A 9,960-nucleotide genomic window follows, 5' to 3' on the forward strand; every position below is an offset into this window, starting at 1 on the left:
CTTTTGTAGCTTTAAGCATTCTTTTATAAGGATTCGCTTTGCGAACCGGACAGATAATCTCGTATTTCTTCATAATTCTACGGATACGCTTTAAATTGTAGACAACTTGAAACTGACCCGCCAATGTCATCTTTATCTGACGAGCCCCCTTGTTTCTATTTCTAAATCGAAGTGCTTTTAATATGGTTTCCTTCAAGATTTCATCTCGATCACTCTTTTGTTTCCGTTGTTCTTGAGATGAAACTGAAAAGTAATTATAGTATCCCGAACGGGATACACCAGCTACTTTACACAAATGACTGACCATATTCCTTAAGTTGTATTTCATGATGACAGAACGAATCAAGATGAATTTCTGACTAGGTGGTAGTGTTATTTCCTTCTCATCCTCCCTTCCATAAGTTTGATTTTTTTAGCAATTCGTTTTCCGCCTTTAGTAAGTTTCGTTCAGCTTCTAAACGGGCATACTTTTCTTCTAACGTAAGCTCTCTCTCAAGAGTTCTGCCAGCGTTTTCGATACGTGTATCCCTTAAACCCAATACACCATTTTTTCTATAAGCAGCACGCCATCTACTTCCCGATGACATAACTCGTTTCATTCCAATCATATCTATATCAAAACCACATTCTTCAAAAATATTTCGAGGTAGCTTTCCTTTCTCATTTTCCTCAATAAAAATATGCTTAAATTCCTCTGTATAAGTGATACCTTTCTGACTTACAGATTTTACGTATAGGTTATTTGATAGAATTTGAATTTCTCTTTCTGTAAATAGTTTTTTTGTCATTTTCAACATTCTCCGATCCCAATTTTCCTTTTATTATACAAGAAATACCCTATAGAATAGACTTTTTTCAAGTGTCTATTCTATAGGGTACATTTTATTATCTAGGGATACTTTTTTATAAGGAATTACTTTCAATATAAACAGGAGGGGTATACCCATTAATTAGTATTGGAACAATTAATGAAGAAGCCCAAACATCCCAGTAAATCTTTTTTCATAATTCTTCATCTCAAGCTTTATTAAACTATTTATTTACCACACTTGCATCAACTTTTACAATTAGTTTTCCTTTTTCAACAATTCCTGAAACTTTTTTAATTTTTAATGGAGCATTTCTTGGTAATATTAATTCCGCATATTCATTTCCCATATATACAGCATGTGTTCCTTTTGGAACTTCAATATCCATACGAATTGTTTTTGGCTTTTCTCCTAGATATTTATCAAGAATAGCTAGTGACGTACTTGTAAAACCTTTGTCTTTAACAGTTTTCCCTTCAAACTTTTTCTTGAATTTTTCAATTGATTCTTTATTAACTATAGTTTCTTTTGGATTTTTTGGATCTTTGGGAAAAAATGTCCCCGGGGCAATTCCAAACTGTTGTTCATCTGTATATCTGTATACCATAATTGTATCTGGTACACTAGCAGTATTTTGTTTAAATACTTTATCCATTTCTGCAGCGTATTCTTTTGCTACTTTTACATACTCTTTAGGATATCCATCTACTTTCCCTTCTCTTAAAGCTTGATTAATCCTTGTTCCATTTTGCTCATAGTTATTAAAAGCTTCTTTTGCTTTTGGTGTTACTACAATTTTATCTCTATGATTAGGAAGGTTCTTTCCATAATTTTTTGCTTCTTTTTCTTTGTCTTTAAAATCTATCAATTTATCTAAAAATGTATCAGTATTTTTTGTAGATTCAATAGAAGAAATAGGATAATCGAGAGTTGAACTTTGCTCCATTGCAGATGCTACATTAGCTGTTCCACTCATAAGAACTATAGTAGCTAGACTAAAAAAAGCAACTTTTTTACTTAACATGCGAATTTTCCCCTTTCAATGTCTTTAATATTTTCAATTAGCTAAAACAATACAGTACTCAATCAATTGTGTAAACATTAAGAAATTTATAAATATTATTTCGAATTTTAAGTTTGTTTAAAATTCGAAATAATATTTACTAGTACTAACATTGTAGATATTGATTTAGTGGTAAATTAACAATTTTTTCGAAATAACTTTATTCAAAAAACTTCCCTTAAAAAACAAACTTCAAAAGGTACACCTTTTTGAACATATTTAAAGATTACAAAGAAAAAATAAGTTTTACAAAACATACAAAATGTTAAATTTATAAAAGCCATTGATTTCAAGCAGAAATGCTGAAATCAATGGCTTTTTATATAGATATTTAACGAACAGTTTTACAAACAATAAAAAATTATCAACTTAGTTTTACTTTTTATAAATAATACGTCCTTAAAGGCCCACGGAAACGATTCTTTCTTTTTCAGGCCACTTATTAAAAATTATAGATTTTTAAGGTGAAACTTTAATTTATGAGATTGTAACACTACAAACTTAAAAGAGACCTTGTAAAAATTAGTTCCGTAAACAAATGCTCTCAAAAACAATATAAAAAGTTAACGGAATTTCAATTCTGTTAACAAAAGATAAATAACTTAAAAATTTTAATTCTTTTTACAAATAACTCACAAAATTAACATATTTTAAATTTATTGTTATATATGTTGATTATTTTATATGGATAGTTTTTTTAATTATTACATGACAGGAGGTTTTTCAATGGATATGGATACTTACTATTGGGAAATGGTAAAAAAGAACATTGGTGTCTATTCAAAAGCAGAACAAGAATGTCTTAGGAATAAAAGAGTAATTATCTTTGGATTAGGGGGAGTAGGAGGTTATGAAGCCATCCTTTTTTCTAGAATGGGGGTTGGGCATATTACAGGGGTCGATCCAGATGAATTTGAAATATCTAATATAAACAGACAAATGTTAGCGCTTTCTAGTGTAGTAGGAAAACCAAAAGCAACAGTTGCTGAACAAGTTGTAAAAGATATTTATCCTTATATCTCGACAAACTTTATACAAACAAAAGTAGATGAAGACAACGTGGTGGAATTAATGAAGGGTCATGATATTGTGGTAGAAGCTGTGGATGATATGCCTTCTAGGGTGATTATACATAGAACAGCTAGAGAATTAGGGATACCAAGTGTAGGTATGTCAGGGAGTCCCCCTACAAGAGGGTTCGTTTCTACATTCTTTCCAACTGGGATTCCATATGAAGAGGCGTTGAATGTTTCTGTTGTAGGATCCATATTAACAGATTCAAAGTTAAGGCAGCAAATTGCTGATATTAAGAAAAAAAGAGCATGGTATTCGGTCGAAAAGGGAGCACCAGAAGATTGGGCAAAAGATTTTTGCAACGGAAAAGTAGGATGGATTATTACCCCTATGCGTGCTCATCTTTTATCACTTTTTAGTTTTCATGAAGCAATTCAAGTGCTAACAGGTCGTGAACCTTTAGCTAGAGCACCAAAGGGCATAGTTATAGATGTAGATAGTCTCACTCCTGTTCAGGTAAAAGACGCACCAGAAAACGGTTGGGATTATGCAACATTATAAGGGGGAAGCAAATTTGTTCACTGAAAATTTAAATACACAAAATATATATGAAGAAAGCTTTACACGAAATATTGGTGTAATTTCTATAGAAGAACAGAAGAAATTAAAGAATGCTCGTGTTACTGTAGTGGGTGCTGGAGGCGTAGGGGGGATTACACTTATCCAGTTGGCACGAATGGGGATAGGAAATCTTCATGTGATTGATCAGGATATTTTTGAAGCGAGTAATATTAATCGACAAATGCTTAGCTATATAAGTAAATTAGGGGAGTCAAAGGCACTTGTGGCTCTAGAAACCTTAAAAGACATTAATCCTTTACTACAAGTAAAGGTCACACAAGAGTTTGTCACAGAAGATAACGCAAAAAATCTGCTAGCAAATACAGATATCATTATAGATGCTACTGATAATTTGGTCGCAAGAGTTATTATTCACCGTACGGCTCAAGCTTTAGGAATTCCTTCTATCTGGATTGCTGTTACTCCTCCTTTTAGAGGTGGGGTAATGTCATTAACCCCTGAATCTGTCCCTTATGAAATTGCATTAGGATATCCTTCTTATCAACAAGAACTGACGCCTGAAATGCAAAATAGAATTCATAGTTTAAAAGATGGACGGGCTCTGTATTCTATCAAACATGGTGCAGATGAACAGTGGGCGAATAGCTATGTGAAAAAAGATCGCCCATGGGCTGTACTATCTCCTGTTGCAAACACTATAGGGATTCTAGCAAGCTTTGAAGCATTTAAATTTATTGTAAATCGAGAAGATTTACAACCTATTATCAGTCCAAACCTTATACAGATTAACCTTTCACATCCAAATATGGTACAGGTATGTGAACCCGAAAACGGCAGTTGGGATTATACAACTTTATAGAAGAGGTAAAATTTATGGTTTCTTTTCTATTGTTAGGAATTATTTTTATACTTGCTTTGATTGTTAAAGATTATGCACTAGCTATTGCAGCAGGTTTATTAGGTGTGTTATTTGCTATGGGACAAAAAGCTATCTTGTATGCTATTCAGCAATATGCTTTTCCAATTGGTATTTTCTTTCTCATGTTATTTCTTTTAGTTCCCATTACATCAGGGAAGATTTCGAGTGATAACATAATGAGGTTAATTACTTCTCCAATTGGATGGGGATCGATTTTAGCGGGATTTATAGTGTCGTTTATAGGAGGAAAAGGAGTAGGGGGACTACCGTTGAATCCAACTATATTATTGGGTGTTTTAATAGGTACTTTGATGGCTGTATTGTTTACAAAGGGGTTACCGGCGGGGTTAATTATTGCAGCTGGAATAATAGCCATCATTTCTATGAAATGAAAGGGATTTTAAAAATGAAAAAGAATTTGAAATCTATAAGTTTAATAGGAGTATTTTTTATTCTTTTACTGTCTAGTTGTTCTAATCACCAAGAGATTCCAAAGCAGAGCAAAGCATCTAAAGTATCAAAAGAAGAATATAAAATCTCACAAGAAGACGAAACATTATTTTTACTTCATAAAAGTATAAATACCAAAAAACAGTATACATCTGACGAAATCATTCTGTTTTTAGAACCGTTTAGCGTTCCTACTGCAGAAGCTTTTGATGTATCAAAATACTCATGGATGGATGCGTATGCTAAAAAAGGATATGACACGTGGGCAATGGATTTTAGAGGATTTGGGCAATCTTCAAGACCGAAAGAAATGTCAGAACCCCCTAACCAAAATAGACCAATCATTCATTTGGACGATGCAACAAAAGATTTAGAAACGGTTGTGAATTGGATTAAACATAAAAGGAATGTAAAAAAAATTCATCTTGTTGGTTGGTCATACGGGGGAGTGGTAGCTGGAAATTATGCAATATCACATTCTGATGATGTTAATACACTTGTTTTATATGGGTACATGCATGGATTTACGCTTCCAATGATGACGGAGCCCTTTGACAATCCGTTACAGCAAGGGGAATTTAATCCTCATGCACCCTCTTATCAAACTGTAGACTTTGATAAAGGAATGCATCACTGGCATATGATGATGGGTGAGAAAAAAATTGTCACAAATGAAGCTATGGATTCTGTAAAAGACGTATTTCTTCACTCAGATCCAATTAGCGAGAAAAATAATGGCATCATTCGCCGACCGATGGGGCCTCTAGAAGATTTATATTCTATTTGGAATAACCGTCCTTTATATGATGCATCTCAGATAACTTCTCCTGTGCTGGTTATTTATGGAGAAGAAGATTTATTTGCCGATAGAGATATGCTATGGAAATTAACTGGGACTAAGCAAAAAAAGGAAGTTGTGATTCCTAATGCAACACACTGGGCAGTATATGAAAAAAATCATGATGTTCTATTTAAAGAAGTATTGAATTTTATAGAAATGAAAGAAGGAAAAAGGGAATGAACAGGGATATAACAATCTTAGATGCTACTTTGCGAGAAGGGGAACAACAATGTGATGTTCGCTTTTCAAAGAAAGATAAAATTACGTTGGTTCATATGCTTGAGGATTTTGGAATCCGGTTAATTGAAGTTGGACATCCTGGAATTTCTCGTGAAGAAGAAGCGGTTTGCCGAGAAGTTGCGGCTGCTGCAAAACAAGCTGATATTTTAATGCATGCTCGAGCGAAAAAAGAAGAAGTTCATGCTGCATATCGAGCAGGAGCTGATTGGGTAGGGATTTGGGCATCTATTAATCCGATTTCTTTACAAACCAAGTATACAAATCGATCAAAAGATTATGTGATGAAACAAGTGAAACAAGCGATTGAAGAAGCTCGTTACTTAGGCATGAAAATCCGATTCACAATTGAAGATGCTTCCAGAACTACTTGGGAAGATATTTCTTACCTTGGAAAAATTGCATATCAAGCGGGAGCAAATCGAATTAGTTTAGCTGATACGGTGGGAATTTGGGAACCTAATGAGTGTGCAACCATAGTCAAGAAAGCGGTTGAAACATTCCCCTGTGAAATTGAAGTACACCTACATAATGATTTAGGACTAGCACTAGCAAATGCTCTTGCGGCTATTGATGCTGGGGCTTCTGTCATTGATGCAACTTTATGCGGGATAGGTGAACGGGCTGGGATTGTTGATTTACTAAATTTATCTGTTCTGTTATCACAAAAATATAATCAATACTTTCAATTGAAAATGATTCCAGAATTAACACAATCTCTTCAATTGGCTACAGGCTGTAAAGTCGATCATTGGAGACCTATCATTGGAAAAAATGTTTTTACACATACAGCACCTTATCACGTAAAAGCTGTGAATCATAATGTTTTAGCATATGAAGGAATTCAACCTGAAATGATAGGAAGAGTGAGGAAGATACAACAAAAATGGGTAGAACGAAAAGGACCTCGCCTTTCAAAGAATTTACGTGTTAGTAAACCATTTGTAAAAGGGGCATCTGAACTTTTGTATCATAGGGATGGGCCTGGAGAACGATGGGTACAAATGGATTATAGAACAGATGAGCGTGCTTCATTTTATGTAATACAACGTATATTCTGTAATCAGCATATGGACGAAAATTTGGGAGGTCATGTGGATTATCATGCACATCATTGTGATAGTGCTTTTGTGTTTTGGGGTAATAACATAGATGGTACAGGGCTTATATGTGAAGTGGAAATCGAAGGAGACATACAAATCATTGAGAGCCCCGCATCTGTTTTTATTCCATCCGGCTTCAAACATAAATACAAGTACCTTTCAGGTGTAGGAACATACACAAACATTGTACTAGCTCCTAATTATAATTCAAGCTTGTTAGAAGAAAATCTTTCGAAATTATATATATATTAACAAAGATTAGAAACAGATGGGATCCAATAGATTCTTTGAATCCTATCTGTTTTTTTGAATGGCCCCAAAAAGAAGGAATCGTTGCCGTGCCCCCTTAAAAGGATACATAAATATAACGAATCTTCGCTATACCCTTAGTAAAGGTCTCAAGATAAAACCGCTTTCAGTCCTATAAAACTAAGGAGCGGTTTCTTTCCGCCCATCGTAGAAGAATAATCTCATCTGAAGTCTCTCTAGTAGGGTCTTCAGAAAAACAAAAACTGATTGTTAGATCATACTTTAATTTTTTAAATAATTCTGGTCTCAATAGTTCTGCTTTTTGATTATTTTCAGGCCTTCTTTGCCCTGGTGTACCATCATTTTTAAGTCCGTTTCTTTTGACACCAAAACAGTAGATACCATCGGAATCAGATTTATTCAAATACCTTGTTATAGATTTTTCTAATGCCGACTCTTTATTTATAATTAATTGATTTGGAATAAAAGTAGAAAAATATTGTGTGAATTGTTGAATGATATCTCCTAGATTTTCTTGATCAAAATCGATTTCGAAAAACTCTCTAAACGATTTATAAGTTGGAAAATGTAATTTATATAAATCTGCATACGCACATAAGCTTTCGGAACCATGTCCTTTTTTTATAAATTCCAGTTTAACAATCGCATATGGACTATCCTTAGTTTCCCCTTTTGAATAAACTTTTACTAAAACAATATATTCTCTCTTTTTATAATGAAATAGAAAAGCGTCTACAGCCCAATCTCTTTTCTTTAATTCATCTCGGATAAGTTTTAGATTGTATAAACGAGCTTTTTGTGAACACATTAAGTAATCCTCCACCTCTCTCAATATTTTAAATATTCTTACATATTTATTTTAAATATAAAGTGAAATTTTTACAAATTCAATCATGTCATATAATTTAGTGTCCCAAAAAGTAAAGTTTTTGGGACACTAAATTATATACAATACGTTATGTTGTAATCCAAAGGTTAGGGATATTACAAAAATTAATTTCAGAATTGAATAAGAAGAGATATGTATATACTTCAAAAGGTACACCTTTTGGAACATATTTAAAGATTAGAAAGAAAAATGGATTTTACAAAACATACAAAATGTTAAACTCATAGAACCTAGTAATGTTAAGCAAACATACTGATATCACAGGATTTTTATTTGGTTATTTAATGACGGATTCCACAAAATACAAAAAATGTAAAATTAGTTTTACTTTTGTAGTTGAATTTTCCTAAAAAGTGATATTTCAAATTGGATACTTATTTCATAGCAAAGCCAAAAGCACCCACCATGGATGCTTTTTAATTTATATATGTTTGTACTAGAACCGTTTTTTAAATTTTTAACAATACAAAAGAATTTAAAAAACGACAATTATGAAATAAATGCACTCATTATACTAATGAATTGGCCAATCTTAGCTGCAACTTGGGAGCCATGAACAACCATTGAGTTAATATCAGTTAAAGCCGCTTTCGCTCGTCTAAGAAGAGAGGGTTTTACAGCTGCACCTTGTTCTACATTTTGTGCTATCTCTTCAACAAAATCCAAAGCATTCTCTTTAACGTCTGAGTTCCCTATAGATATCTCTTTTAGTAATTCTATTTAGTAGAATATTCCCCTGTATAGCATCATTATTGGGTCCTGATTCCATGAGTTTGAAGTTAAGATATATTGAAAAGATCTTATTGAGATTTCTTGTCAATTTCTCATTAGTTTTCAGTTTATTCGGAAATTTAGTGGTTTTAATTTTACAGTTTAGTGAAATAGTGGGTTTGAAGATAATATAAAGCGTCTGCAGGACAATAGTTATGGGTATAAGATGAAAATATTGTATGTGCATAGCGAAACATAACGGAAGGATAAACAGTACTGTAGCATATGGAACTTATTTGGTCTGTCTTAGGAGTCGTACAATGCAAAATTGTAAGTCAGCAATCCTAGAAATAAGTTTGCCTTTCGGTAGTAAGCGCTCCACTAGCGATGTTCATCCTCAATATTTTCTTAAAACGGCTGAAGGAATTTAGTTTATGTATATAACTTTATGAAGAATATTAAATCTGTAGCATATGTAATTCCTCATGAATGAATTCACTTATAGATCCGCATCTAAACTAAAAAATTTCGCATATAACTTCATTTATGTTTAAAGTTTAAAAGCTCACCATTGATGATTTATAGAGAATGCAATTATAAATACAAGAAAATCTAATTTAAAATTGAAAATTCGTTCTATTTTGGTTAGATATGGAATAAATGAATTTTATTTCTCAATATTCACTGTATGTCACTTTTTTGTTTTTTTCTATATGATATTGGAAAAAGTATGCTTAATTTCATAACATAAAACCCCTACAAAATTATTACTCTACAAATTAATTTCTTAAATAAAACTTCTTGTGAATATTTTACTAACTACATAAAGTGTAATATTAACAGAATTATTACCAAAGTATTAGGTTTTTAGAATAAAAATGAGTGCTCAAAATATCATTGAAATCCAGGAATAGAAATTGTAATTAAATTTTTTTGTTTTCTGTCAGGTATGTAAATCACTTTAGCTACTTTATGGGTAATTTCATGTGTTTTTTCTTTTGCTTAAGTTTATGAAATAAGAGTATTAGCGCTAAATATTGTAGCTAAGAGTATGTAAAGCATAGAAAATCCG

8 protein-coding genes and 1 pseudogene are annotated in these 9,960 nt (G+C 32.6%); 5 read left to right on the forward strand and 4 right to left on the reverse strand.

The genetic code is table 11. The features are described from left to right. Positions 1 to 797, reverse strand: a pseudogene (locus tag MKY21_RS27730) (HTH domain-containing protein); the annotation flags it as partial. Between the two features lie 235 nt (positions 798 to 1,032). Then, the gene (locus MKY21_RS27735; protein ID WP_000949431.1) at positions 1,033 to 1,833 is read right to left on the reverse strand and encodes an ADP-ribosyltransferase; all 801 of its coding nucleotides are present in this window, start codon (positions 1,831 to 1,833) and stop codon (positions 1,033 to 1,035) included. A 765-nt stretch (positions 1,834 to 2,598) separates the two neighbouring features. On the opposite strand from MKY21_RS27735, the gene MKY21_RS27740 reads away from it, so the two are divergent. The 5 genes from MKY21_RS27740 to MKY21_RS27760 are packed head-to-tail and all read left to right on the forward strand — an operon-like array spanning position 2,599 to position 7,270. Beyond that, on the forward strand, positions 2,599 to 3,447 hold the full coding sequence (locus MKY21_RS27740; RefSeq protein ID WP_061661753.1) for a HesA/MoeB/ThiF family protein: 849 nt from the start codon (positions 2,599 to 2,601) through the stop codon (positions 3,445 to 3,447). Continuing rightward, positions 3,434 to 4,327, forward strand: coding sequence for a HesA/MoeB/ThiF family protein (locus tag MKY21_RS27745; RefSeq protein ID WP_445662226.1), 894 nt, complete (start codon positions 3,434 to 3,436; stop codon positions 4,325 to 4,327). The genes MKY21_RS27740 and MKY21_RS27745 overlap by 14 nt, the downstream gene beginning before the upstream one ends. A gap of 14 nt (positions 4,328 to 4,341) precedes the next feature. Beyond that, on the forward strand, positions 4,342 to 4,779 hold the full coding sequence (locus MKY21_RS27750; protein ID WP_341078027.1) for a DUF441 family protein: 438 nt from the start codon (positions 4,342 to 4,344) through the stop codon (positions 4,777 to 4,779). Next, a complete protein-coding gene (locus MKY21_RS27755) occupies positions 4,776 to 5,858 on the forward strand; it encodes an alpha/beta hydrolase (protein WP_097846062.1) in 1,083 nt (360 codons plus the stop codon). The genes MKY21_RS27750 and MKY21_RS27755 overlap by 4 nt, the downstream gene beginning before the upstream one ends. Then, the gene (locus MKY21_RS27760; protein ID WP_097846061.1) at positions 5,855 to 7,270 is read left to right on the forward strand and encodes a homocitrate synthase/isopropylmalate synthase family protein; all 1,416 of its coding nucleotides are present in this window, start codon (positions 5,855 to 5,857) and stop codon (positions 7,268 to 7,270) included. The genes MKY21_RS27755 and MKY21_RS27760 overlap by 4 nt, the downstream gene beginning before the upstream one ends. 169 nt (positions 7,271 to 7,439) lie before the next feature. Here the strand turns inward: MKY21_RS27760 and MKY21_RS27765 are convergent, their stop codons facing one another. Together MKY21_RS27765 and MKY21_RS27770 are read right to left on the reverse strand one after the other, a co-directional pair. After that, positions 7,440 to 8,096 (reverse strand): DUF6037 family protein, encoded by a 657-nt coding sequence (locus tag MKY21_RS27765; protein WP_097846060.1) that lies wholly within the window; start codon positions 8,094 to 8,096, stop codon positions 7,440 to 7,442. A gap of 570 nt (positions 8,097 to 8,666) precedes the next feature. Next, positions 8,667 to 8,843 carry a hypothetical protein gene (locus MKY21_RS27770; RefSeq protein ID WP_170952299.1) on the reverse strand — a complete coding sequence of 59 codons (177 nt, stop codon included), beginning with the start codon at positions 8,841 to 8,843 and terminating at the stop codon, positions 8,667 to 8,669. Positions 8,844 to 9,960 lie beyond the last annotated feature (1,117 nt).

The sequence above is a fragment of the Bacillus sp. FSL R9-9497 genome, from assembly GCF_038005805.1.
GTDB lineage: Bacteria > Bacillota > Bacilli > Bacillales > Bacillaceae_G > Bacillus_A > Bacillus_A cereus.

Coding starts and splice junctions, on each gene's coding strand:
- MKY21_RS27735 (WP_000949431.1), bottom strand. CDS start 1,833: ATGTTAAGTAAAAAAGTTGCTTTTTTTAGTCTAGCTACTATAGTTCTT.
- MKY21_RS27740 (WP_061661753.1), top strand. CDS start 2,599: ATGGATATGGATACTTACTATTGGGAAATGGTAAAAAAGAACATTGGT.
- MKY21_RS27745 (WP_445662226.1), top strand. CDS start 3,434: ATGCAACATTATAAGGGGGAAGCAAATTTGTTCACTGAAAATTTAAAT.
- MKY21_RS27750 (WP_341078027.1), top strand. CDS start 4,342: ATGGTTTCTTTTCTATTGTTAGGAATTATTTTTATACTTGCTTTGATT.
- MKY21_RS27755 (WP_097846062.1), top strand. CDS start 4,776: ATGAAAGGGATTTTAAAAATGAAAAAGAATTTGAAATCTATAAGTTTA.
- MKY21_RS27760 (WP_097846061.1), top strand. CDS start 5,855: ATGAACAGGGATATAACAATCTTAGATGCTACTTTGCGAGAAGGGGAA.
- MKY21_RS27765 (WP_097846060.1), bottom strand. CDS start 8,096: ATGTGTTCACAAAAAGCTCGTTTATACAATCTAAAACTTATCCGAGAT.